Origin of the sequence: Aquabacterium humicola, from assembly GCF_030167915.1 — a bacterium.
Lineage (GTDB): Bacteria > Pseudomonadota > Gammaproteobacteria > Burkholderiales > Burkholderiaceae_C > Pseudaquabacterium > Pseudaquabacterium humicola.
The window spans coordinates 1-23,464 of the sequence record NZ_JARGNB010000011.1; the positions used below are offsets into that span (position 1 = coordinate 1).

24 protein-coding genes are annotated in these 23,464 nt (G+C 71.1%); 18 read left to right on the plus strand and 6 right to left on the minus strand.

The window, feature by feature from the left end:
• Positions 1-184: 184 nt before the first annotated feature.
• Together P1K89_RS30190 and P1K89_RS30195 are read right to left on the minus strand one after the other, a co-directional pair.
• Positions 185-895: a response regulator transcription factor gene (locus P1K89_RS30190; RefSeq protein ID WP_284620263.1), complete on the minus strand. Its 711-nt coding sequence runs from the start codon at positions 893-895 to the stop codon at positions 185-187.
• Between the two features lie 64 nt (positions 896-959).
• The gene (locus P1K89_RS30195) at positions 960-3,311 is read right to left on the minus strand and encodes a WD40/YVTN/BNR-like repeat-containing protein (protein WP_284620264.1); all 2,352 of its coding nucleotides are present in this window, start codon (positions 3,309-3,311) and stop codon (positions 960-962) included.
• Between the two features lie 125 nt (positions 3,312-3,436).
• Here P1K89_RS30195 and P1K89_RS30200 point away from each other — a divergent pair, with 125 nt between their 5' ends.
• The 7 genes from P1K89_RS30200 (at position 3,437) to P1K89_RS30230 (ending at position 8,804) form a co-directional block, all read left to right on the plus strand.
• Positions 3,437-4,378, plus strand: a complete 942-nt coding sequence (locus P1K89_RS30200; protein WP_284620265.1) for an ATP-binding protein — start codon at positions 3,437-3,439, stop codon at positions 4,376-4,378.
• Positions 4,379-4,451: 73 nt separating this feature from the next.
• Positions 4,452-4,886 carry an NUDIX domain-containing protein gene (locus P1K89_RS30205; RefSeq protein ID WP_284620389.1) on the plus strand — a complete coding sequence of 145 codons (435 nt, stop codon included), beginning with the start codon at positions 4,452-4,454 and terminating at the stop codon, positions 4,884-4,886.
• Between the two features lie 105 nt (positions 4,887-4,991).
• A complete protein-coding gene (locus P1K89_RS30210) occupies positions 4,992-5,888 on the plus strand; it encodes an SPFH domain-containing protein (RefSeq protein WP_284620266.1) in 897 nt (298 codons plus the stop codon).
• Between the two features lie 36 nt (positions 5,889-5,924).
• The gene (locus P1K89_RS30215) at positions 5,925-6,134 is read left to right on the plus strand and encodes a hypothetical protein (RefSeq protein WP_284620267.1); all 210 of its coding nucleotides are present in this window, start codon (positions 5,925-5,927) and stop codon (positions 6,132-6,134) included.
• Positions 6,135-6,150: 16 nt separating this feature from the next.
• Complete coding sequence (locus tag P1K89_RS30220; RefSeq protein ID WP_284620268.1) at positions 6,151-6,363, plus strand: type II toxin-antitoxin system antitoxin; 213 nt, start codon at positions 6,151-6,153, stop codon at positions 6,361-6,363.
• A gap of 8 nt (positions 6,364-6,371) precedes the next feature.
• A complete protein-coding gene (locus P1K89_RS30225) occupies positions 6,372-7,175 on the plus strand; it encodes an isocitrate lyase/PEP mutase family protein (protein ID WP_284620269.1) in 804 nt (267 codons plus the stop codon).
• Between the two features lie 60 nt (positions 7,176-7,235).
• A complete protein-coding gene (locus tag P1K89_RS30230) occupies positions 7,236-8,804 on the plus strand; it encodes a glycosyltransferase (protein WP_284620270.1) in 1,569 nt (522 codons plus the stop codon).
• Here the strand turns inward: P1K89_RS30230 and P1K89_RS30235 are convergent.
• Together P1K89_RS30235 and P1K89_RS30240 are read right to left on the minus strand one after the other, a co-directional pair.
• Positions 8,698-10,131: an SH3 domain-containing protein gene (locus tag P1K89_RS30235; protein WP_439898058.1), complete on the minus strand. Its 1,434-nt coding sequence runs from the start codon at positions 10,129-10,131 to the stop codon at positions 8,698-8,700. The two genes, P1K89_RS30230 and P1K89_RS30235, sit on opposite strands and share 107 nt — an antisense overlap.
• A gap of 2 nt (positions 10,132-10,133) precedes the next feature.
• Entirely contained in the window at positions 10,134-11,351 is a 1,218-nt protein-coding gene (locus P1K89_RS30240) for an SPFH domain-containing protein (protein WP_284620272.1), read from the minus strand.
• Between the two features lie 169 nt (positions 11,352-11,520).
• Here P1K89_RS30240 and P1K89_RS30245 point away from each other — a divergent pair, with 169 nt between their 5' ends.
• The 9 genes from P1K89_RS30245 to tatC all read left to right on the plus strand — a co-directional run bounded on the left by P1K89_RS30245 (position 11,521) and on the right by tatC (position 17,705).
• Entirely contained in the window at positions 11,521-12,234 is a 714-nt protein-coding gene (locus P1K89_RS30245) for a response regulator transcription factor (RefSeq protein ID WP_284620273.1), read from the plus strand.
• Positions 12,231-14,483, plus strand: coding sequence for a sensor histidine kinase (locus P1K89_RS30250; RefSeq protein WP_284620274.1), 2,253 nt, complete (start codon positions 12,231-12,233; stop codon positions 14,481-14,483). The genes P1K89_RS30245 and P1K89_RS30250 overlap by 4 nt, the downstream gene beginning before the upstream one ends.
• 38 nt (positions 14,484-14,521) lie before the next feature.
• Complete coding sequence (gene hisI / locus P1K89_RS30255; RefSeq protein WP_284620275.1) at positions 14,522-14,917, plus strand: phosphoribosyl-AMP cyclohydrolase; 396 nt, start codon at positions 14,522-14,524, stop codon at positions 14,915-14,917.
• Positions 14,914-15,285 (plus strand): phosphoribosyl-ATP diphosphatase, encoded by a 372-nt coding sequence (locus P1K89_RS30260; protein WP_284620276.1) that lies wholly within the window; start codon positions 14,914-14,916, stop codon positions 15,283-15,285. Before hisI ends, P1K89_RS30260 begins: the two co-directional genes overlap by 4 nt.
• A complete protein-coding gene (locus P1K89_RS30265) occupies positions 15,282-15,677 on the plus strand; it encodes a DUF4870 family protein (protein WP_284620277.1) in 396 nt (131 codons plus the stop codon). The genes P1K89_RS30260 and P1K89_RS30265 overlap by 4 nt, the downstream gene beginning before the upstream one ends.
• Positions 15,678-15,693: 16 nt before the next feature.
• The gene (locus P1K89_RS30270; protein WP_284620278.1) at positions 15,694-16,041 is read left to right on the plus strand and encodes a histidine triad nucleotide-binding protein; all 348 of its coding nucleotides are present in this window, start codon (positions 15,694-15,696) and stop codon (positions 16,039-16,041) included.
• Between the two features lie 94 nt (positions 16,042-16,135).
• Entirely contained in the window at positions 16,136-16,378 is a 243-nt protein-coding gene (tatA, locus tag P1K89_RS30275; protein WP_284620279.1) for a Sec-independent protein translocase subunit TatA, read from the plus strand.
• Positions 16,379-16,403: 25 nt separating this feature from the next.
• The gene (gene tatB / locus P1K89_RS30280; RefSeq protein WP_284620280.1) at positions 16,404-16,922 is read left to right on the plus strand and encodes a Sec-independent protein translocase protein TatB; all 519 of its coding nucleotides are present in this window, start codon (positions 16,404-16,406) and stop codon (positions 16,920-16,922) included.
• Entirely contained in the window at positions 16,923-17,705 is a 783-nt protein-coding gene (gene tatC, locus P1K89_RS30285; RefSeq protein ID WP_284620281.1) for a twin-arginine translocase subunit TatC, read from the plus strand.
• 273 nt (positions 17,706-17,978) lie between these two features.
• On the opposite strand, the gene P1K89_RS30290 is transcribed toward tatC, so the two are convergent.
• Entirely contained in the window at positions 17,979-19,139 is a 1,161-nt protein-coding gene (locus tag P1K89_RS30290) for a S1C family serine protease (RefSeq protein WP_284620282.1), read from the minus strand.
• Between the two features lie 42 nt (positions 19,140-19,181).
• Between P1K89_RS30290 and P1K89_RS30295 the strand changes: the two genes are divergently transcribed.
• Positions 19,182-19,931 carry a Nif3-like dinuclear metal center hexameric protein gene (locus P1K89_RS30295; RefSeq protein WP_284620283.1) on the plus strand — a complete coding sequence of 250 codons (750 nt, stop codon included), beginning with the start codon at positions 19,182-19,184 and terminating at the stop codon, positions 19,929-19,931.
• Positions 19,928-20,947: a 4-hydroxythreonine-4-phosphate dehydrogenase PdxA gene (gene pdxA, locus P1K89_RS30300; protein WP_284620284.1), complete on the plus strand. Its 1,020-nt coding sequence runs from the start codon at positions 19,928-19,930 to the stop codon at positions 20,945-20,947. Before P1K89_RS30295 ends, pdxA begins: the two co-directional genes overlap by 4 nt.
• Here the strand turns inward: pdxA and P1K89_RS30305 are convergent, their stop codons facing one another.
• Complete coding sequence (locus P1K89_RS30305; RefSeq protein ID WP_350082453.1) at positions 20,948-23,368, minus strand: DUF1631 family protein; 2,421 nt, start codon at positions 23,366-23,368, stop codon at positions 20,948-20,950.
• Positions 23,369-23,464 lie beyond the last annotated feature (96 nt).

Consider the following 23,464-nt stretch of genomic DNA (forward strand, 5'->3'; position numbering starts at 1 on the left):
AGCGGAGTCGGCCCCCCCGGGGCCGACCGCCGGACTCGGCCCGCTGTGCCCGCAGCCCGAGCCGCTCGGGCGCTCCGCTTTCGGAACGTCCAGCGGCTCGACATCGAATGACCGCAACGGGCCGAGACGCGTCAGTCGGCCGCAGTCGGGGCGCACGCCCATCTGCGCGCTGCCGCGGGCCACCTCAACGCCCCGCCGCCTCGGGCTCGAGCAGGTAGCCCAGCCCGCGCACGGTGCGGATCACGAGTCCCGATCCTTCGAGCTTGCGGCGCAGACGGTGGATGTAGACCTCGATCATCCCGGGTGCGGCCGTCCCCTCGCCGGCGGCGCCGCCCCCCGTTCGATCAGCGGCGGCCCAGGCCGCGGTGATCTGCTCCTTCTGCACCACCTTGTTGCGCTGGGACAGCAGCAGGTCCAGCAGTTCCCATTCGCGCGGCGACAGCTCCAGCAACTGGCCATCGATGCTGGCGCGGCGCGCGTCGCGGTCGAACGCGAGGCGGCCCATGTCGGCGGGGGGTGTCGGCGCCGGTTGCGCGCGTGTGCGGCGCAGCAGCGCGCGCAGGCGCGCTTCGAGCTCGGGGAAATCGAAGGGCTTGGTCAGGTAGTCGTCGGCGCCGGCGTTCAAGCCGGCGACGCGGTCGTCCAGCCCGTCCAGCGCGGTCAGCACCAGCACCGGCAGCGCGGGCTTGTCCTTGCGCACGTGCTTCAGCACCGTCAGCCCGTCGACCATCGGCAGCCCGATGTCCAGCACCGCGGCGTCGTAGTCGCGCTTCTGCATCAGGTACTCGGCGACCGCGCCGTTCGGCGCGTGCTCCACACAAAAGCCGGCCTGCTGCAGCTGCGCGGTGAGCGCGTCCGCCAGGATGGCGTCGTCTTCGGCGAGCAGCAGGTTCATGGCCACCAGCTTAACGCCTTGACGGTGGCTTAACGATCCTTGAATACCCCGGTCGAAGCGAACCTCATTGGGGCCAGAGCGTGATGCTGGAGCGACCGACCGACCACCATCGCGCGCCGTCGAAGCTGGTCAGCGTGGACGGGCGTCCGATCGGCGTCCAGGTGGCACCGTGGTCGGCAGACACCAGTTCGCCGTGGTCGCGCGCGTCGGCGGGCATCAGGTGCAGCGCGTCCCGCTCGCACCGCAAGCGCTGGATCACGGCCGGGACAACGATATGGCGCCAGGCCGACGCGGACGCCTCCCGGATCCACAGTTCGCTGGCGCTCTCGCCGTACATCGCGGGGTCCTGCCGGCTGGCGTACAGCGCGCCATTGCACGACAGCGCTGCGCCCGTCCGTTTCACCGGTTCCGGCGCGGCCGTCCAGGTCCGTCCCTGATCGGCGCTCTGCCAGAGTTCGACCTTGCCGGTGAAGCAGCAGACAAGCTCCACGGTTTGCAGCGTCCAGTAGCTGGGCGTGCCGGCCACGGCATTCATCGAGCCGCTGATCGGCGGTGCATTGACGCGCACCCATTCGCGCCCGTCGCGGCTCGTGCGCAGGGCGCCGGTGCTGTCGCCGACGCCGAAACGATCGCCCAGCCAGCCAAGCGCCTGCCCGAACGTGTCACCGGCCAGCCGCAGACTCTCGGTCCAGGTCCGGCCGCCGTCGGTGCTGAGCAGCAGGCTGCGGCGCTCGTCGTTCTGCCAGCGCAGGATCGCCCCGCCGGGGGAGTGCACCCAGGCGGCCCGGCTGTCGGCGTCGGGCACGCTCAGCCACTGCGCGCCGGCGTCGACGCTCATCTCCAGCGATCCCGGCCAGGACCCGCGCAGGCGCGTGTCGGCGCCGGCAGGCCGCCAGTCGCTGCCCGGCGTGATCGGCGCCTCGGCCCAGTGCTGCCCGTTGTCGTCCGATGCGAAGGGCGACTGATCGACCTCCGCATGCCGCACGACGAGCCGGGTGGGCGAGACGCGGACCATGCGGTTGAACGGAATGTTCGCGAGAGGGCGCCATTGGGCCCCCTCCGCGCTCAGGGCCAGCGGCGCCTGGACGCCCGGAGAGGTCAGGCCGCGGGCCACCACCTCGCTGCTGCCGTTCAGCGGGAGCAGCATGGAGATCTGCCAATCGAGCGCGGGCGATTCCGTGCATTGCGTGCCGACGCAGGTGCGCACGACATTCCAGTCGACCAGCGTGTAGGTGCGCGACGGCGGCTCGCCCGTCGGCCAGTCGACGGCACCGAACAGCTCCTGCGTCTCGCTCCACCCGATGCCGTCCGAGGTGACGAGCGTCGGCAGCGGCGTCTCGCAGGGGTGGCTGCAGCGACGCTTCAACCACAGCCGGCCGTCTGCGCTCAGGTCGAGGCCGAAGCCGACCGGCTGCGGAAGCCCGAGCGCCGACCCTTCGACCGCCAGTCCCCAGGTGCGGCCGTCGTCGACGCTGGCCCGCAGGCCGTCCGGGCCCAGTCCCCACAGCCTGCCCTTGAAGCGCTGGGTGGCATATAGCAGCCGCGGCATCGGCTCCCAGGTCCGCGCGCCATCGCGGCTGGCGAAGGTGAGGTCGGTGCTCAGCGCGAACAGCGCCGCCGGGGTTCCTTGCAGCCAATAGAAGCGGCCGCGCACGGCCTGCGGTTCGACGGCGCCGACCCCCTGGACCGTGGGCAGGCCCAACGCAGCCCGGGCACTGCCGGCCGCCAGGGCTGCGCGGATGTCGGTGGGGCGGTCGCGGCGCGCCAACGCGTGCGACAACAGCGGTGCGCTGACGCCCTTGTTCGACAGGTCGTCCTGGAGTCGACCGTTGGCCAGCACCAGCGGGTCGGTGGCCACGGCGCCGGACACGGCAGTCGTGATCGGATGCGCCTCCGTGCCCAGCGTGGCGCCGCCGACGCTGGCGAGCAGGTCCGCATGCGCGGCGGCGATGGCCGGGGCCGAGAGGCGCCGCGCGAAGCCGGCATCCGCGTACAGGCTGCCGGTCGGTTGGCGCAGCGTCCGCGCAACGATCGCATCGCTGAGCGGCGTGACGTTGGCCGTGCCGGCGCCGGCGGCCGCCGACCACAACGTCCTGCCGTCCGAGGACTGGGCTTGCACGAGGCAAGGCAGTGCCGCGCCCGGCAACGTGAGCGCATAGCGGCCCTCTGTGGTCGAGATCGTGCTGCGTTCGCTGCCGTCGGCACAGCTCAGCCGGATCGACGTCTGCGCCCACGCACTGCGCTCGCCCACCCAGCCACTGACGCTCACATCGGGCGCTGGCGGCGGCGGTGGGGGCGGGGCGTCGCCGCCGCCGCCGCCCCCGCAACCGGCCAGCGCGATCACGCCGCAGGCCAGCATCAGGGTTCCGCACCGGCGCAGCATCGCACCGGGCGTCGTATCCGGCACATCGTTCATCGTTCGCTCCCTGGGGTCGGTCTTCTGTTCTGAAGAGCGCGCAGTATCGGCTTCGCGCCGGCGACGGCCTGTGACCGGCGTCACCGCCGCCCGGCCCGACCGGTGACGGCTCGTACACTTTCCCGATGAGCCCGTCCTCCCTCGACAGCCTGGTGCAGCGCGCCGAGCACCTGCTGACCCGCCTCGAAGCCGTCCTGCCGCATCCGCTCGCCGCGCCCGACTGGTCGGCGTCGATCGCCTTCCGCTACCGCAAGCGCGGCGCCTCGGGCTGGCTGCAGCCGGTGGCCAACGTCGCGCGCATCGCGTTGGCCGACCTGAAGGAGGTCGACGGGCAGAAGGAGCGGCTGGTGCGCAATACCGCGCAGTTCGTCGCCGGGCAGCCGGCGAACAACGTGCTGCTGACCGGGGCGCGCGGCACGGGCAAGAGCTCGCTGATCAAGGCCTGCCTGAACGAGTACGCGCCCCAGGGGCTGCGGCTGATCGAGGTGGACAAGGCCGACCTGATCGACCTGCCGGACCTGGTGGACCTGGTCGCCGGCCGTGACGAGCGTTTCGTCATCTTCTGCGACGACCTGAGCTTCGACGAGGGCGAGGCGGGCTACAAGGCGCTGAAGTCGATCCTCGACGGCTCGATCTCCGCAGCCGGCGACAACGTGCTGGTCTACGCGACCAGCAACCGCCGTCACCTGCTGCCCGAGTACATGAAGGAGAACCTCACCTACACCCACACCGACGACGGCGAGGTGCATCCGGGCGAGGTGGTCGAGGAGAAGATCTCGCTGTCCGAGCGCTTCGGGCTGTGGATCAGCTTCTACCCGTTCAGCCAGCCCGAATACCTGGTGATCGTCGCGCAATGGCTGCGTCATTTCGGCGTCAGCGAACCGGCGATCGCCTCGGCGAAGCAGCCCTCGCTGGTGTGGGCACTGGAGCGCGGCTCGCGATCGGGGCGCGTGGCCTACCAGTTCGCGCGCGACTGGGCGGGGCGGGACCACAGCGGCGACGACGCCCCGGCGCCGGCAGCGCGTGACGAGGACGACGCGGCACCCGAGGGACTCGACCGTGTCTGATCCGGTGCGGGCGGCCACCGTCGCCGACGGCTCGGACGATGCCGAGACCGCCGCGCGCCGCGCATCGCGCGCGCTGGTCGACGTCGCGGTCGGCGTGCTCGTCGAACGCGACGACACCGGCGGCGAAGGCCGCTTCCTGCTGACCTCGCGCCCCGAGGGCAAGGTCTACGCCGGCTACTGGGAATTCCCCGGCGGCAAGTTCGAGCCGGGCGAGACGGTGGACGAGGCGCTCCGGCGCGAGCTGCACGAGGAGCTCGGCATCGTCGTCGACGACGTGTTCCCGTGGCGCGAGGAGATCGTCGACTACCCGCACGCGCTGGTGCGGCTGCACTTCTGCAAGGTCTTCCACTGGCACGGCGACTTCGAGATGCGCGAGGGCCAGCAGATGGCCTGGTGCACGCTGCCGGTGAACGTGCAGCCGGTGCTGCCGGGCACCTTCCCGGTGCTGCGCTGGTTCGCCGCCGAGCGCGGCCACGACGGCGCGCTGGACGTCGCCGGCAACGCCTGAGCCGGTCACTGGACTGACTTCGACAGGACCTTCCTGCCGCACTTGACGGCGCATCCCGTTGGCTATTAGAGTGATATCACTTTGAAAGCAGCGAGGAAACAGACCATGGCCAGGCAGGCAGCGCAGGAATCCGGGGCCCGATCGCAGAACGGCTTTCTCAACATCGCGCTCGGGCTGCTGGCGGTGGCCGCGGGCATCTGGCTGGTCGCGGCGCGGCCGGCACCGAGCTCGGTGGGCATCGCGGTGCTGCTGTTCCTGGCCGCCGCGTGGTGCTGGGCCGGGCTGTACATGCTGCAGCCGAACCAGGCGGCGCTGCTGATGTTCTTCGGCAGCTACCGCGGCACCGACCGCTCGGAAGGCCTGCGCTGGGCCAACCCGTTCTATTCGAAGACCAAGCTGAGCGTGCGCGCGCGCAACTTCAACAGCGAGAAGCTGAAGGTCAACGACCTGCGCGGCAACCCGATCGAGATTGCCGCGGCCATCGTCTGGCGCATCGACGACACCGCGCGCGCGGTCTTCGATGTCGAGGACTATGAAGGTTATGTGCTGACGCAGGCCGAGGCCGCGGTGCGCCACCTGGCCTCGCGCTATGCCTACGACAACCTGCAGGTCGACGAACATGGCGAGGCGCTGGCCGCCGAGATCACGCTGCGTTCGGCGACCGACGAGGTCAGCGCCGCGCTGCGCAACGAGCTGGGCGAACGCTTCGCGCAGGCCGGCATCGTGGTGGTCGACGCGAAGCTGACGCACCTGGCCTATGCGCCGGAGATCGCCGGCACCATGCTGCGGCGGCAGCAGGCGGAAGCCGTCGTTGCCGCGCGGACCAAGATCGTGCAGGGCGCGGTCGAGATGGTCGAGCACGCGCTGAAGGGGCTGGAGAGCCGGGGCCTCGTCTCGCTCGACGACGAGCGCAAGGCGGCGATGGTCAGCAACCTGCTGGTCGTGCTGTGCTCGGACCACGACGCGACGCCGGTCGTCAACACCGGCACCCTGTACAACTGAGGTCGTCGGTTCGGTGTTTTCGACAGGGAGGTCGACATGGCGCTTCGTCCCCTGCTGCTGATCTTCTGCGTGCTGCTGCTGGTGCTGGCCGGCGTGCTGGCCTGGCGGGGCGAGCGCGCGCTGGCGGGCTGGCTCGGCAGCGGGGCAGGGCTCGCGCTGCTGATCGTCGCCGCCTTCGGCCGCCGCGGCCTCAATGCCGACCTGCCGCCGGAAGCGAAGGCGCGCTGGCGCTCGCTGGACCTGTAGACGCCGCGATCCGCCGATGGCCAGCCCGGGCAAGAAGTCCTTCCTGCTGCGCATCGATCCGGCGCTGTGGGCCGAGATCGAGCGCCTCGCCGCCGGCGAGCTGCGCAGCGCCAACGCGCAGGTCGAATACCTGCTGCGCGAGGCGCTGCGGGCGCGGCTCGGCGACAAGTCCTCGTCTGCGCTGGGTGAAAACACGACGGCGATACTGCGCCGCACGAAGAACCCATGAGGAGAGCCATGAGCAACAGCACCCCGCAGGACACCCCGCAGGACCAGGCCGGCCGCTTCCGCGCGCTGCACCAGGGCCCCGTCTTCGTCGTTCCGAATCCCTGGGACGCCGGCTCGGCGAAGGCGCTCGAGAAGATCGGCTTCCACGCGCTCGCCACGTCCAGCGGCAATGCCGCGATGGTGCTGGGCCGCCGCGACGGCCAGATCACCCGCGACGAATCGCTGGCCCATGCGAAGGCGATCGTCGAGGCGGTGGACATCCCGGTGGCCGCCGACCTGGAGAACGGCTTCGGTGCCGACCCGGCGCATGTCGCCGAGACGATCCGGCTCGCCGCGGGCGTCGGCCTCGCGGGCGGTTCGATCGAAGACGCTAGCGGCGATCCGGAGCGGCCACTGTATTCGTTCGAGCACGCGGTCGAGCGCATCGCCGCCGCCGCGCAGGCCGCACGCGCGCTGCCGGCGCCCTTCGTGCTGACCGCGCGCTGCGAGAACTTCCTGCGCGGCAATCCCGACCTCGACGACACCATCCGCCGCCTGCAGGCCTTTGCAGCGGCCGGCGCCGACGTGCTGTTCGCGCCCGGCCTGCCGACGCTGGACGCGGTGCGCACGGTGTGCACCGCGCTGGAGGGCAAGCCGGTCAACTTCATGGTCGGCATCAAGGGCAAATCCTTCAGCGTCGCGGAGCTCGAAGCCGCCGGCGTGCGCCGCATCAGCCTGGCCACCTCGCTGTACCGCGCGGCGATGTCGGGCTTCCAGCGCGCGGCGCGCGAGGTGTTCGACGCGGGCACGTTCTCTTACCTCGATACCCTCTAGTCACAGCCTGCAAACGGGCACGGCAGTTGCCGGTGGCGGTTCCGATTCCAGGGGCCGCCCATGTCACTGACCGTCGTGATTCCCGCGCTGAACGAAGAACGCCGCATCGCCGAGGTGGTGCAGGCCGTGCGCGCACAGGCGCCGCAGCTGCCGATCATCGTCATCGACGATGGCTCCGTGGACCGCACCGTGGAGCTGGCGCGCGGCGCCGGCGCGCGCGTGGTGACCAGCTCGATGCTCGGCAAAGGTGCGTCGATGCAGGACGCGCTGGAGCTGGTGCAGACGCCGTGGGTGCTGTTCCTCGACGGCGACCTGACGGGCCTGCGGCCCGACCTGGTGCAGCGCATGACGCAGCCGCTGGCCGATGACACGGCCGATCTCGTGAAGGCGCGCTTCGGCCGCAGCGGCGGTCGCGTCACCGAGCTGACCGCCAAGCCGCTGCTGCGCGCGTTCTTTCCCGAACTGGCCATCTACTCGCAGCCGCTCGGCGGCATCGTCGCCGGCAGCCTGAAGCTGCTGCGTTCGCTGACGCTGGAGGACGACTACGGCGTCGATGTCGGCCTGCTGATCGACGCGCACCTGTGCGGCGCGCGCATCGCCGAGGTCGACATCGGCGAGCTCGCGCACGACAGCCAGCCGCTGGAGCGCCTGAGCCTGATGGCGCAGCAGGTCAGCCGCGCGATCATGCAGCGCGCGAAAGTCTCCAGCCGCTTCTCGTTCGAGCAGTTCCTCGAGCTGGAAGAGCTGGAGCGCCAGTCGCGCGGCACCTTCGAGCGGCTGGCCGAGCGCCTGGCCGATGCCGAGCGCATCGCGCTGCTGTCGATCGACGGGCCCTTGAGCGACCACTCGTTCATGCACGAGCTCGCGCGCCAGACCGGACGCGAGGCGGAACTGACCAAGGCCATCGAGCTGAATGCCCCCGACGGCCCGGGCCAGCGGCAGGCGATCGCGCGCGTCTTCAAGTTCGTGCACCAGCGCGACTTCGAACGCGTGGCGCGCGCGCTGCCGCTGCATGGCGACGCGGTCGAGGCGATCAAGCGCCTGCGGCGCGCCGGCTGGCTGGTCGGCGTGGTCAGCGACGGCTTCTTCGTCTCCACCGACATCGTGCGCCGCCGCGTCTTCGCCGATTTCGCGATGGCCCACTTCATCGCCTTCGGCGCGCAGATCTGCACCGGCCTGGAGCGCCTGAACCCGGCCTTCGTGCACGGGGACCATCCGCAGCCCGACGCGATCGACAAGGCCAACGTGATCCGCCACCTGCGCGACCAGGTGCCGCGTGCGGCGCGCATCGTGATGGTCGGCGCCGGCACGCACGACCGCGCGATGCTGGCGCTGGCGGACCAGGGGATGATCGTCGACAGCCGCCATCCGGCCGCCGACGATGGCCGCTTCGAGCGCTTCAGCAGCCTCGCTGCCGTGGCCGACCGCCTGCTCGCGGGCGACACCGGCCCGGCGCCGTCGCTCGACGGACCGGTGGCCGCGGCCATGGCCGTCGCCGCGGCCTGCGAGCGGCGCGGGCCGGTCAGCGCAGGCTCACCGTCTGACGCTTCCATGCCGGGTCCTGCCAGCGGGCGAACGCCGACAGCAGCTCCGGGGTGCTCGCCTGCTTCTCCATTTGCAGGGTCGTGAGCTTCAGCACCTCGAAGCTGCGCTTGAAACGGCCATCGATCCGGCTCTCGCGCGCCACCAGCAGGCGATCGATGCCCGGGCCCCAGCCGGCGAACTCGACATAACCGAGCTCGGGGCCTTGCGCGGCCGGCGGCAGCACGTCGACCGACCACGTGCCCTGCGTGCGGCGGAACACCCAGAGCTCGCGCCAGCCGTCGAGCGGCTGCACGGCCAGCGTCAAGGCGGCCGCCTGGGTGTTCGCGCGTGCCGATGCGGTCCACACCAGACCGAAGGTGCAGTGGCGGGCGAGCGCGCGGGCCGGCGAGCTGCCGGGCGTCTTCGTGTCGACCAGCACGACGCAGGTCTCGCCCGGCTGGCCGGGTTCGGTTCGCACGGCCAGCCCGCTGGCGGTGGCCGCCGGCACCGGCTCGGCCGCCCACCGCGAGGCGCCCACGCGGATCGCCGCGTCGTTGTAGTCGCGCTGGTCTTCGTCGCTCAGCTCGGCCTTGTCGATCGCGGCCAGCTCGGCGATCGCACGCTGGGCCGCCGCGGCGGCGGCCGGCGCGTCCTCGCGGCGCGCCTGCTGGAAGGCCAGGCTCGCCCACACGCCGGCGCGGCGCAGCCGCAGCTTGTTCTTCGTGGTCTCGGGCAGCTGGACGAAGGCCGATGCATTCACCTGGTCGAGCACGTTCGCGCGCCACTGGTCCAGCGGCAGCCGCTGCACCGGTGACAACGCGGAATCGACGCAGTCGTGGCGCGTCAGCCCCAGCGCCGCGCGCGCGCGCTGCTCGGGGGTCGCGGGCAGAGCAAGCACACGGCGGAAGGCGTCGCCGTCGTAGCAGGGCTGCAGCGCGCCGTCGCGTTCGGTGCCGGCGATCTTCACGCCATAGTGGTTCACGACCTCCAGGTGCGCGGCGACCGTCGCCGACGCCGCCTGCCCCGGCTTCAGCGCCGCGCGGCGCGCCAGCCGGTCGGCCAGCGTGCCGATGATGTCGAAGGGCTCGGCATCGAGCTTCTCGGTCGGCACCGCCTGCAGGTAGGCGGCGGCGTAGCCGATGCCCAGCGCTTCCGCGCCGGGCGTGTCGCGCACGAAGCGCATCACCGCGAGCAGGCCGTCGGCCTCGGCGGGCTTCAGCTCGGTGGTGCGCACCTGGCTTGCACGCACGAAGCCGGCGCGCTCGCGGCGGTGGTCCCAGACCTGCAGGTAGTCCAGCCGGCGGCCGCGCACCTCGAGCGCATCGCCCTGCCACAGCACGGCCTGCTGCGCGGCGGAGTCGCGCGGTGCGGCGCGCAGCGCGGTCTGGTCGGTGGTGACGATGGCCATCGTGGCCAGTGCGGTCAGCAGCATGATCATTGTTCCCCTGCGTTGTCGTCGCTGGCCGTGGCCACGCCCTTCGGCAGCTTGCCGATCAGCGCCGAGCCGATGAAGCTGCCGTCGGACGGCGGCGGCGCGATGATCACCGACACCTTGTCCGAGAGCTTGTCGGCCAGCGTCTTCTGGATCAGCAGCGGGTGCTTGCTGATCAGCGCGCCGTCGCGGGCCATCTGCTCGCTGGCGATCCTGCCGACGCGGTCGAGGCGGTAGCCTTCGGCATCGGCCAGCTTCTGGCGGGATTCGGCTTCGCCCGCGGCTTCGATGCGGCGCGCCTGCGCCGCGCCTTCGGCGGCCCGGATGCGCGACTGCTTCTCGGCTTCGGCCTCGAGCTGGCGCTGCTCGATCTGCTTCTGCTTGAAGGGCAGCACGTGCTTCATCGCCTCTTCCTGCGCCTTCGCGGCGATCACCTGCTCGGTGGCGGCGGCCTGCGCGTTCTTCTCGCGGCGCACGCGCTCGGCCTCGCCTTCGAGCGCGGTCTGCTGCACATGCTTGGCCTTCAGCTCCAGCGTGTAGCGCATCTTCTCGGTCTCCAGCTCCTGCGCGAGCAGCCGGTCCATGCCCTGGCGGTATTCGGTGGGCAGGTCGACCTGGCCCATCTGCACGCTGCGCAGCAGGATGCCGTCGGCGGCCAGCCGCGGCTTCAGCTCGGCTTCGATCTGCGCCTGGATGTCGGCGCGCCTGGCCGAGAAGATCTCGCGCACGGTGTAGCGGGTGAAGGTCTTGTAGATCACGCCCTGCACCGCGGGGCGCACGACCTCGCCGCCGATGTCCTCGGGCAGGCTGCGCGACATCGCGAAGAGGCGGGCCGGGTCGAGCGCATAGCGGATCGTCAGGTCGACGCCCAGCGACAGGCCTTCGACCGACTGGAACGGCGCGTCGCCGTCGGCCTTCGCGCTGTCGAGCGGCCGGTAGACCTGGTCGCGCAGCGAGAAGCGGCGCAGCTCGTGCAGGCCGGGCACGCGCAGCAGCGAGCCTTCGTGGTGCAGGCTCGCGCTGCCGGTGAGCTGGTTGCTGCGCACGACCACCTCGCCGCGCTCCACCGTCTGCAGCGGCGGATTCAGCGCTACCGCGTAGCCGCCGACCGCGATCGCCGCGGTGCCGAGCAGCAGGCCCATGCGGCTGCGCAGGGCCAGGGTGGTGGAACGGAAGGCCCGGGCCATCAACTGGGCGAGGGCATTCAGGCGGGGATTCATCGTGGTGCTCCGGGTGGTGGGTGGGTTGTCGCGCTGGTTGTTCGCGTCGACGGAAGCCATTCTTCGAATCGGCCCCGGAAGCCGATAGCGGCGCGCGGGGCGACTGTCTTCCGGCCCCGGAAGAAAGCTTCACACCGGCTCGCGCGGGGCCGGTCGACAATCCGGCGCCATGAACAGCGGGAATGCGCCGATCGTGGCGCTGATCGAGGACGATGAGCCGACCAGCAACCAGCTCAAGGGCTGGATCGAGGCCGCGCGGCCGGGCCTGCGCATCGAGCAGTGGTTCGACCGCGATGCCGCCGAAGCCGCGCTGGCGCGCACCCGCTACGACCTGGTGGTGCTGGACATCGAGCTCGGCCGCGAGCGCCATGCCGGCGTCGCGCTGATCAACACCATCAACCGGCTGCACCACGGCACGCCGGTGCTGGTGGTGTCGGCGATGCCGGCGGCCATCTACCGCGGCATCATGAAGGCGCTCGACGCCTGGGACTACCTGCAGAAGACGAGCTTCTCCGAGGCCGACTTCATCGACACCGTGCTCGAGATGCTGCGCGCCGTGCGCGACAGGGCGCCGGTCGCCGCGCCGGCGGGCCCCGCCAGCGAGCTGGCGATCGACCCGCTGCGCCAGAGCACGCCGCTGTGGCGTGGCCAGCGCCTGAACCTGCCGCTGACGGCGCAGCGCATCCTCGCGACGCTGTACCAGCGCCGCGGCGAGGTCGTCAGCTACGAGGCGCTGTTCGAGGTGGTCAAGAGCGGCCGCAACCGCGACAACGTGCGCAAGCACGTCAGCACGATCCGCGATGCGCTGCGCGAGATCGAGCCCGGCTTCGACGGCATCGAGAACGTGCCGATGCGCGGCTTCCGCTGGAGCGGCCCGAAGTGAGGTCGTGGCGCCTGCCGCGTGCTGGTCTCGGGGGCTGGCGGCTGCCGCGCGCCGTGCCGCTGCGCCTGCGCATCTTCTTCCGCGCGGTGTTCGCGGGGCTGGCGCTGGCCACGCTGGCGATGGCGGTGGGCGTGCTGGTCGAGGAAAAGCAGCTCGCGCACCGCCACTACCAGGCCGGATTGCAGAAGACCCAGGAGCAGATCGTCGCGCGGCTGCGCCACCCGACCGGCCAGCTGGCGCTGCTGAACCCGCGCATGGACCGGGACAAGCCGGGCGATGTTGGCGGGCCGCTGCGGCCGCTGGTGCTGCCCTTCTCGGCGATCGATTTCGACGACAAGACCAAGGTGCAGCAGGCGGTCGAGATGGCCGGCTGCCTGGTGCAGTACCGCGACGGCGCGACGCTGTGCGTGGCGGTCGGCAACAACCCGTTCGCCGGGGGCTTCATCTACCTGGCGGGCAGCTTCGCCAGCGGCGCGCTGGTGCCGCATCTGCCGGGCGAGCTCGACTTCACGACCTCGCACCGCGTGCGCGTCTCGGTCGCGATGCGCGGCCAGACCTGGCGTTGGGTGGCGCCCTTCGAAGCGCTGGCCGATGGGGCGAACGTCGGCCCGTCCGGCGCGCCGGGATTGCGCGGTCGACTGACCGGTTATGTCGACGGCGTGCCGATCGTGCACGGCACGAAGACCGTGCGCGACTTCCGCGGCTGGTTGTGGCAGGACGGCCGCTGCATCGACGAGCCGGCCGACCCGGCGCGGCACGCGAGCGTAGCGAGCCCATCGGGCCATGCGAGCGCAGCGAGCCCATCGGGCCATGCGAGCGCAGCGAGCCCCTCGGGCCACGCGAGCGCAGCGAGCCCATCGGGTGATTGTGCGAAGCGCTCCTTCTTTTCGATCCGCCTGCCGGTCGAGGTCTTCCGCGACGCGCTGTTCCAGGCCGACCGGGGGCGCATCGTCTGGCCGCCGCCGGACCTGGCGCAGATCCTCGTGCGGCTGCAGGTGCTGGCGCCGGGCGACGGCGCGCCGCTCTTCGACAGCGACAGCGAAGGGGCCGAGCCGCCGTTCGCGCTGGCCGACCTGCGCACGCTGCTGCTGCCGGGCGAGCGCCTGGCGCTCCGCCGCGAGGGGGCCACCGAGGATCTGGTCACGCTGGTCGGCGGCAGTGCGGCCGACGAGGCGCCGCGCGCACGCTGGATCGACGGCCTGGTGCGCCGGCTGCCGGTGGACGGCTACGACGCGCCGCTGCAGCTGCGCGGGGCGATCGCGACGCCGCTGGGCCGCTACCAGCTGGTGCTCGACGGCGACGTGCGCAGCGTCAACCGCACGCTGGCCGCGGTCGCCACGCGGGTGTCGGGTTACGTCGGCGCGATGCTGGCCGCGGTGCTGGTCGCCTGGCTGCTGATCGAGCTGCGCATCATCCGCCGCATCACCGTGCTGACCAAGCGCGCGGCCAGCGTCTCGCAGGGCATGAAGTCGGCCGGCGGGCTGCCGCGCATCGACGTCGCCGACCTGCGCGGCAGCGACGAGCTGGGCGTGCTGGCGGGCGGCCTGCAGGATCTGCTGCAGCGCGTCGACGAGGACCTCAAGCGCGAGCAGATCCGCGCGCAGCAGGAGAAGGACCAGTGGCATGCGGTGGGGCACGAGATCGTCTCGCCGCTGCAGTCGCTGCTGGCGCTGCATGGCGACCCCGACGATCCGAGCCACCGCTACCTGCGCCGCATGCAGCAGGCGGTGCAGGTGCTGTATGGCCAGGCCTCGCCGAGCGAGGCCTTCGAATCGACGACCCTGCAGCTGGCGCCGATCGACCTCGAGACCTTCCTCGGCCATGTGGCGGCGAATGCCGACGCGGTGGGCATCCACCGGCTGCGCTACGAGTCGCCCGGCGCGCGTGTGCTGGTGCGCGCCGACGAGTTCTCGCTGGAGGACGTGGTGACGCACGTGCTGCGCAACGCCGACCGCCACCGCACGCCGGGCAGCACGATCACGCTGCGGCTCGGTTTCGATGAGCGCGAGGCCCGCGTCGAGATCTGGAACGAGGGCGCGCCGATACCCGAGGCGATGCTGGAGAAGATCTTCGAGTACGGCGTGTCCGACCTGGGGGACCAGGCCGGTGACGACGACCGCTCCGGCGAGGGCCACCGCGGCCAGGGCCTCTTCGTCGCGCGCACCTACATGGCGAAGATGGGCGGCACGATCGCCGCGCGCAACGGCGACGGCGGCGTGACCTTCACCTTGCGGCTGCCGCGGGTGTGATGCGGTTCGGCGCCGCGGCGCTGGCCTACACTGACCGCATGGATTGGCTGGCAGAGATCAAGTGGGATGCCGACGGGCTGGTGCCCGTCATCGCGCAGGAAGCGTCCTCGGGCGACGTGCTGATGTTCGCGTTCATGAACCGCGAGGCGCTCGAGCGCACCTCGGCGATCGGCCAGGCGGTGTACTGGAGCCGCTCGCGGCAGAAGCTGTGGCACAAGGGCGAGGAGTCCGGCCACTTCCAGCAGGTGCACGAGATGCGGCTGGACTGCGATGCCGACGTCGTGCTGCTGAAGGTGACGCAGCTCGGCCACGAGCCGGGCATCGCCTGCCACACCGGGCGCCACTCCTGCTTCTTCCGCAAGCTCGACGAGCAGCGCACCTGGCAGACCGTCGAGCCGGTGCTCGAGGACCCCGAACGCATCTACCGGAAATGAACGACCTGACGTCCCAGGACCTGCTCGCCCGCCTGGCCGCGGTGATCGAGTCGCGCAAGCCCGAAGCCGGCGGCGACCCGGACAAGAGCTACGTCGCGCGGCTCTTCGCGAGGGGCCTGGACGCGATGCTGAAGAAGGTCGGCGAAGAGGCCACCGAAACGGTGATGGCCGCCAAGGACGGCGAGCCGCAGAAGGTGGTCTACGAGGTCGCCGACCTGTGGTTCCATTCGATGATCGTGCTGGCCGCCTTCGACCTGAAGCCGGCCGACGTGCTGAACGAGCTCGCGCGCCGCGAAGGCCTGTCGGGGCTCGAGGAATTCGCGCTGCGCCGCGTGCAGCAGCGCGAGCAACAGGAGGATCCCCGATGAACGAACAACCGTCTTCCGCGCTGACCGTCACCGACAGCCAGACCGACCAGTCGCTGCGTACCATCGGCCACATCAGCTACGCGCTGCACGCGATCGTCGCGGTCGGCGCGGTGCTGCCGGGCGCGCAGGGCAGCATCCTGCTGCTGATCGCCGCCTTCATCCTCGACCTGGTGAAGAAGGACGACGCCAAGGGCACCTGGCAGGAATCGCACTTCCGCTGGCGCATCCGCAGCGTGATCTTCAGCGCCATCGCCTACGTCGTGACGATCCCGCTGTGGCTGCTGCTGGTGGTGCCGGGCTGGATCGCGTGGATCGTCATCTCGATCTGGTTCCTCTACCGCGTGATCCGCGGCTGGCTGGCGCTGAACGATCGCCGGCCGATGCCCGTCTGAACTTGCTGCAAACGCCATGAACGCCGACCCCAACTGCATCTTCTGCAAGATCGTCGCGGGCCAGATCCCGTCGAAGAAGGCCTACGAGGACGACGACATCCTCGCCTTCCACGACATCCACCCGTGGGCGCCGGTGCACATCCTGATCATCCCGAAGCGCCACATCGCCAGCATGGTCGACGTCGGCCCGGACGACGCGGCGCTGCTGGGCAAGATGATGGCGATCTCGCCGCGGCTGATGAAGGAGCTCGGCGTTACCAACGGATACCGCCACGTGATCAACACCGGGCGCGACGGCCTGCAGGAGGTGCCGCACGTGCACCTGCACGTCATGGGCGGTCCGCGGCCCTGGTTGAAGGGCTGACGGGCTCCGAGCGTCGAAATTCACGGCTGGCCGTGGAACCGAACTGTCAAATCCGCTCCCCTAGAATCCTCAGATTCGTCTTCAGGAGCGTGTGATGGGATCCTTCAGCATCTGGCACTGGCTGATCGTGCTGGTCGTGGTGGTGCTGATCTTCGGCACCAAGAAGCTCAAGAACATCGGCAGCGACCTCGGTTCGGCCGTCAAGGGCTTCAAGGACGGCGTGCGCGACGGCACGTCCTCGGCCGACGCGGCGACGCCGCCGCAGCAGCAGGTCGGCACGACCCCCAAGGCGGCCGACGCGAACACCGTCGACGTCGAAGCCAAGCACAAGTCCTGATCCATCGGATGCCTGACCGCCGCCGATGATCGACTTCGGTTTCGACAAGCTCGCCCTGATCGGCGCCGTGGCGCTGATCGTCATCGGCCCCGAGAAGCTGCCGCGGGTCGCGCGCACCGTCGGCACCCTGCTCGGCAAGGCACGGCGCTACGTGGCCGACGTCAAGGCGGAGGTGAACCGCTCGATCGAGCTCGAGGAACTGCAGAAGATGAAGTCGCAGTTCGAGTCGGCGGCGCGGGATGTCGAGGCCAGCGTGCACCAGGAGATGAACGCGGCCAGCGCGGCCTTCAACGACGCCACGCGCGAGTTGCAGACCGGCATCGACGGCGCCGATGGCCTGCCTTACAACGGTGATCACGCCGGCGATGCCTTCGCCGCGCCGCTGGCCACCCCGGTGCCGCAGTACAAGCGGCCGAACAAGAAGTGGCGCCTCAAGCGCAGCGCGGTACCGGCCTGGTACAAGCAGCGCAGCGGTGTGCGCACGCGGGCGCAGTCGGGCGCCGCGCGCGTCGCGCGCTTCCGCCCGCCGGCCTTGAAGAAATAGATGAACACCGCGCCCAAAGACGAGCTCGAAGGCACCGAGCAGCCCTTCGTCTCGCACCTCGTCGAGCTGCGCGACCGCCTGGTGAAGGCGCTGATCGCGATCGGCGTCTGCTTCGGCGTGCTGATGTTCTTTCCGGGGCCCGGCGCGCTGTACGACGTGCTGGCGGCCCCGCTGGTCGCCCACCTGCCGAAGGGCGCCACGCTGATCGCGACCAACGTGATCTCCCCGATCCTGGTGCCGCTGAAGATCACGCTGATGGCGGCCCTGCTGGTGGCGCTGCCGGTGGTGCTGTACCAGGTCTGGGCCTTCGTGGCGCCGGGCCTGTATTCGCACGAGAAGCGCATGGTGCTGCCGCTGGTGATCAGCAGCACGATCCTGTTCCTGATCGGCGTGGGCTTCTGCTACTTCATCGTCCTGCCCGGGATGTCGGCGTTCATCCAGTCCTTCGCGCCGTCCAGCATCACGGCGGCCCCGGACATCGAGCAGTACTTCGGCTTCGTGCTGACGCTGTTCCTGGTCTTCGGCATCGCGTTCGAAGTGCCCATCGCGGTGATCGTGCTGGTGCGCATCGGCGTCGTGACGATCGATCAGCTGAAGAAGGTGCGCGGCTACTTCATCGTCGGCGCGTTCATCGTGTCGGCGATCGTCACGCCGCCGGACGTCATCTCGCAGCTGGCGCTGGCGGTGCCGATGTGCCTGCTCTACGAGCTGGGCATCTGGTCCGCACGACTCTTCGTGCGCCACACGCAGGCGCCGGTCGAGCCGGACGAGAAGCAGGCCTGAGGCGAAGCCTCAGGCCGTCGCCGAAGGCGACCGTTGCGCGGCAGCGCAACGAAAGGCGGACGCGCGAAGCGCAAAAGCAGGCCTGAGGCGAAGCCTCAGGCCGTCGCCGAAGGCGACCGTTGCGCGGCAGCGCAACGAAAGGCGGACGCGCGAAGCGCAATAGCAGGCCTGAGGCGAAGCCTCAGGCCGTCGCCGAAGGCGACCGTTGCGCGCCAGTGCAACGAAAGGCGGACGCGCGAAGCGCAGAAGCAGGATTGACGGGCGCCGCGCCGGTCAGCGCCGCGGCTGCGACTGCTTCGGCCGTTGGCCCACCGTCAGCGTGACCTGCAGCGACTGGCTGCCGCGCTGCAGCGCGATGGCCGCCTCGCTGCCGGGCTTCAGCGCCGCGACGCGGTGCAGCAGTTGCGCGGTGTTGGCCACCGGCTGGCCGCCGACGGCGATCACCACGTCGCCCGGGCGCACCCCGCCCTTGCTGGCCGGGCCGTCCTGCAGCACGCCGGTGATCAGCGCGCCTTCGCGGATCGGCAGCTTGAAGTTCTCGGCGAATTCCGGCGTCAGGTCGCGCGGTTCGACGCCGATCCAGCCGCGCGTGACCTGGCCGTCGCGCAGCAGTCCTTCCATCACCTGCTGCGCGACGTCCACCGGAATCGCGAAGCCGATGCCCATGCTGCCGCCCGAGCGCGAGAAGATGGCGGTGTTGATGCCGACGAGGTGGCCGCGCACGTCGACCAGCGCGCCGCCCGAGTTGCCCGGGTTGATCGCCGCATCGGTCTGCACGAAGCTCTCGAAGGTCGACAGCCCCAGCCCCTGGCGGCCGAGCGCACTGACGATGCCCGAGGTCACCGTCTGGCCGACGTTGAAGGGGTTGCCGATCGCCAGCACGACGTCGCCGACCTGCAGCGCGTCGAGCCGGCCCAGCGTGATCGCCGGCAGCTTGTCCAGCGCCACCCGCAGCACCGCGAGGTCGGTCTCGGGATCGGTGCCGACGATCTCGGCGCGCGCCTCGCGGCCGTCCGACAGGCGCACCTCGATGTCGGTGGCGCCTTCGATGACGTGGTTGTTGGTCAGCAGGATGCCTTCGGGCGAGACGATGACGCCGGAGCCGAAGCCGACCTGCTCGGGCACGCGGTCGCCGAAGAAGAAGCGGAAGCTCGGGTCCTGCGCATGCGGGTTGCGGCGTCCCGGCTTGCTGGCGACGACGCTGACCACCGCCGGCGCGGCGGCGCGCGCGGCGCCGGCATAGCCGCTGAAGTTCTCCGTTCCCGGCACCACCGGCGCGGCAGCGGGGGAGGCGGTGCGCAGCGACACGACGCCCGGCAGCGGCCGCGTGCCATCGTTGCGCAGCAGCCATTGCGGCTTCAGCGTGACGACGACGAACAGCACCGCCAGCGCCACGGTCACGGCCTGCGTGAAAATCAACCAGAGTCTGCGCATCGGCGGGGGCTCGAACGACGAGAAAGGGTGAAGGCTAAGCCGATGGTTCAACGTGAGGAACTCGAGCGCCACCTCGCTGCGCTGCTGGCGGTCGACCGCTTCCGGGATTATGGGCCGAACGGGCTGCAGGTCGAGGGTCGCGCCGAGGTGCGCACGCTGGTCTCCGGCGTCACCGCGAGCCGTGCCTTGATCGACGCGGCGATCGCGCGCGGCGCCGACGCGATCCTGGTGCACCACGGCCTGTTCTGGCGCGGCCAGGACGGCCGGCTCGTCGGCTGGCTGCGCGAGCGCGTCGCGCTGCTGATGGCGCACGGCATCAACCTCTTCGCCTACCACCTGCCGCTCGATGCCCATGCCGAGCTCGGCAACAACGCGCAGCTCGGTCTGCAGCTGGGCCTGGTCGCCGACGCGCGCTTCGGCGAGCAGGACCTGGGCTTCATCGGCGAGGCCGCCGGCGTGGCCGATGCGCAGGCCCTGGCGCGGCTGGTCGGCCAGCGCCTGGGCCGCACGCCGACGCTGCTGCCCGGCGATGGCCGTGCGCTGCGCCGTATCGCGTGGTGCACCGGCGGCGCGCAGGGCTACTTCGAAGGCGCGATCGCCGCCGGCGCCGACGCCTACCTGACCGGCGAGATCAGCGAGCCGCAGGCGCACATCGCGCGCGAGACGGGTGTCGCCTTCCTGGCCTGCGGCCACCACGCGACCGAACGCTACGGGGCGCCGGCCCTGGCCGCGCATGTCGCGGCGCAGTTCGGGCTCGAGCACCAGTTCATCGAGATCGACAACCCGGCATGACCGCAGGACCCGCAGCTTTGCTGGCGATCAGCATGGGCGATGCCGCCGGCATCGGCCCGGAGATCATCGTGCGCGCGCTCGCCGGCGGCGACGCGGGCCGCTGCGTCGTGATCGGCGACGTCGGCGTGATGCGGCGCGCGGTGCGCCAGTGCGGGCTGCTGCTCCCGGTGGCGCGACTGGACGAGCCGACCGATCCCACCCCACCCGATTGCGTGCCGGTCTGGCAGCCGCCCGGGCTGCCCGACGGCCTGGCCGATGCCCCGATGGGCGTGGTGCATGCCGCGGCGGGGCGCGCCGCGGCGACCTGCATCGAAGCGGCGGCGGCGCTGGCGCTCGACGGCCGCGCCGCGGCGATCGTGACCGCGCCGATCCACAAGGAAGCGCTCGCCGCGGCCGGCGTGCCGTACCCGGGCCACACCGAGATGCTGCAGGCGCTGGCCGGCGGCCCGCCGGTGCGCATGATGCTGGCCAATCCGCAACTGCGCGTCGTGCTGGTGACGATTCACGTGGCGCTGCGCCGTGCGCTCGAGCTGCTCGATTTCGATGCCGTGCTGTCGACCCTGCGCATCACGCACGCCGCGGCGCGCGCGTGGGGCCTCGCGCGGCCGCGCATCGCGGTCGCCGGCCTCAATCCGCATGCGGGCGAGGGCGGTCTCTTCGGCGACGAGGAGCAGCGTTTCATCGCCCCGGCAGTCGCCGCCGCCGCCGCCGAGGGCATCGATGCACGCGGTCCGTTCGCGCCGGACACGGTGTTCATGCGCGCGCGCCATGCGCCGCCGGACCATCCGGGCGAGTTCGACGTGGTGGTCGCGATGACGCACGACCACGGGCTGATCCCGGTGAAGTACCTCGGCGTCGAGGACGGCGTCAACGTGACGCTGGGCCTGCCCTTCGTGCGCACCAGCCCGGACCACGGCACCGCGTTCGACATCGCCGGCCGCGGCGTGGCGGACGCCGGCAGCCTGCGGGCGGCGATCGGCATGGCGCGTGCACTGTGCGGCGCAGCCGCACGCTGATCAGTTCGGCTTCAGCTTGGCCAGCTGGCGGCGCGCGCGGGCGGTGGCGCGTTCGAGCAGGTAGGCACTTTCGAAGGCCCGCATGCGGCCGGTTTCGCACATGCGGCTGAGCATGCGGTAGGTCATCGACACGGTCTTGCGCTGCTTCGCGCCGTGCGAGAAGACGAAGAAGGTGCGCGCCGCGCTGACATGCTGCAGCTTCACCTTCTGCCAGCTGCCTTCGATGTGCATCTGGTACGCAAAGCCGATCTGCACGTTGTCGGCCAGCGACTTGCCCCGGGTGGGCTCGATGCTGTCCGGCGCCGGCAGGCCGTCGATGTCGAGATCGACCGCGGTGATCTCCGGCTCCGCGCCGAGGTCGATGTCGACCGCGCCGTTCCAGTCGACCGCCGTTTCGTCGACGAGGCCCACCGCCTGCGCTTCAGCGGCGGAGAAGTCGGACTTCGACACCACGTCGACGAGCACCGGCAGCGCCGCGATGTTGACCGCCGGCAGGTCGGCTGTCCTCGGCAGCGGCGTGGCCAACGCGCCGTCGACCTGCTTGGCCAGCAGGTTGTGCTCGAGCGTCGACAGCGCAGCGCCCTTCAGGGACTCGGCATGGGCCGGCAGCAGCTGGGCGAAGAAGTCACGCCGCAGCTCCTCGGTGCAGCGCACGCGGTCGAGGCCGGCGTTGAGGTCCTTCATCAGCTGCGGCAGCATGCGCAGGAAGGCCTGGCGCTGCGCCGGCACGCCCTTGGGCTGCACGCTCATCACCAGCTCGCGGCCGACCTCGCGCATGCGCTTGGCCAGCGCGCTGTCGGCGCCGTCGCTCTGCTCGGCCTGCGCGATCACCCGGCTCCAGGTGCGGCCCAGGAACTCGCGCAGGAAATCCGGCACGGGCAGCGGCTGCAGCGCGCCGTCGAGCTGCTGGGCGAAGCGCTGCTGCACGCGCAGCTCGTCTTCCTTCTTCGCCAGCAGCTCGTCGGCCGCGCCCTGCGCGTGGATCTCGGCCCTGGCCTGCTCGGCGATGAAGGCCTCGAGCTGGTTGAGCTTGTGCTCGTACAGCTCGATCTGGTCGAAGTCGCCTTCGACGACCTCCTGCACCAGCTCGCGCACCCGCACCAGCAGCGCGCGGCCGCTGTCGCCGTCGAAATCGTCGACCGCCGTGCCGAGCGACGCGATGCGGTTGATGAAGCGCCGCACCGGGTGCTTGCGCGACGAGAAGAAGCTGGGATCGCCGAGCGCCGCGCGCAGCACCGGCAGCTGCAGGCGGGCGATCTGGCGCGCCATCTGCGGCGGCACCTTCGGGTCCGACAGGATCTGGTCGAACAGGCTGCCGATGACGTCGATCACCATGTGATCGAGCGCGCCGGTGGCGGCCTGCCTCAGTTCCTCGCGGTGCGCGACGATCATGTTCGGCGCGACCAGCATGCCCAGGCCGGACTGGCCGGGCATGCCGCCGGCGCTGTCGTAGTGACCGTAGCTGCCGGCGCTGCCGGTGTCCGCGCCGGCGCTGAACGACAGGCGTCGCAGCAGCGACATCATCTCGCCGTCGACGCGGCCCATCGGCGTGCCGCGGCCGGCGACATAACCGCCGGTGCCGCTGCCGGTGCTCGGCCCGAAGCCGCTGCCCGGGCCGCCGCGCGGCGACAGCCGGCCCGACGCGGACAGCTCGTGCGTGCGGCTGTCGTGCAGATCGCCGTGCAGGCTGCCCGGCGCGGTGGCGCGGCCGCCGCCGCTGCCATCGTTCGGCGTCGGCCGCACCTGCAGGCCGACCGGCTTGATGCCGGCCGCGCGCAGGTCGGCGACGATCTCCGCGTAGGTCTGCCGCATCAGGTTGGCGAGCGAGCGGCCGACCTCGGACCCCAGCACCTTGCGCGTCTCGGGCCGTTCGGCCACGGCCTCGACGGCGCGGATCATCGCCTGGCCGATCACCTCGGCGCGCAGCGGGTTGCGCTCGTGCTCGGCGCCGCCGAGCTTCAGCAACGTGCCCATGTAGGCATCGAGCTCGCGGATCTCCCATTCGCAGGCATGCGAGATCTCGAGCGCGAAGCGGTCGGCCGAGAGCTGGATCTCGATTTCATGGTCGGATACCAGGCTCAGTGCATCCCAGCTCGTCGGCGTCGGTCCGGCGTTCGGATCGAGCATGCCGGCTTCGCGCGCGACCCGCTGGTCCAGCGTCTCGTTGAAGGTCAGCGCGAAGATGGCCAGCTTGCGGTTGAGCTCGAACTGCGCGCCGAGCAGGCCGTCCCGATGAAACACATTGTTAGAAGACAGCGCGGCGAGGCCGAGGCTGTCGACGGTGCGTTCTGCGGCGGAACGGGCGGCCATGCGCACCCGTTGGACGGCGCTTTCGAGGGCGGCAGGCAGTCGGGCGGGGGCGGTGAATGTCATGAAGGCCGGCAGGCGCGGCGGCTGGCTCGCCGCCGTGGCGCCCGACATGGGCGCTGTCGTCAACGTCCCGAAGTATGCGGCCAAATATCGTGCCCGCGCCGCCCCGGGACTGCGGCGGCGCAAGCTCGGTGCACGCGGCGACGC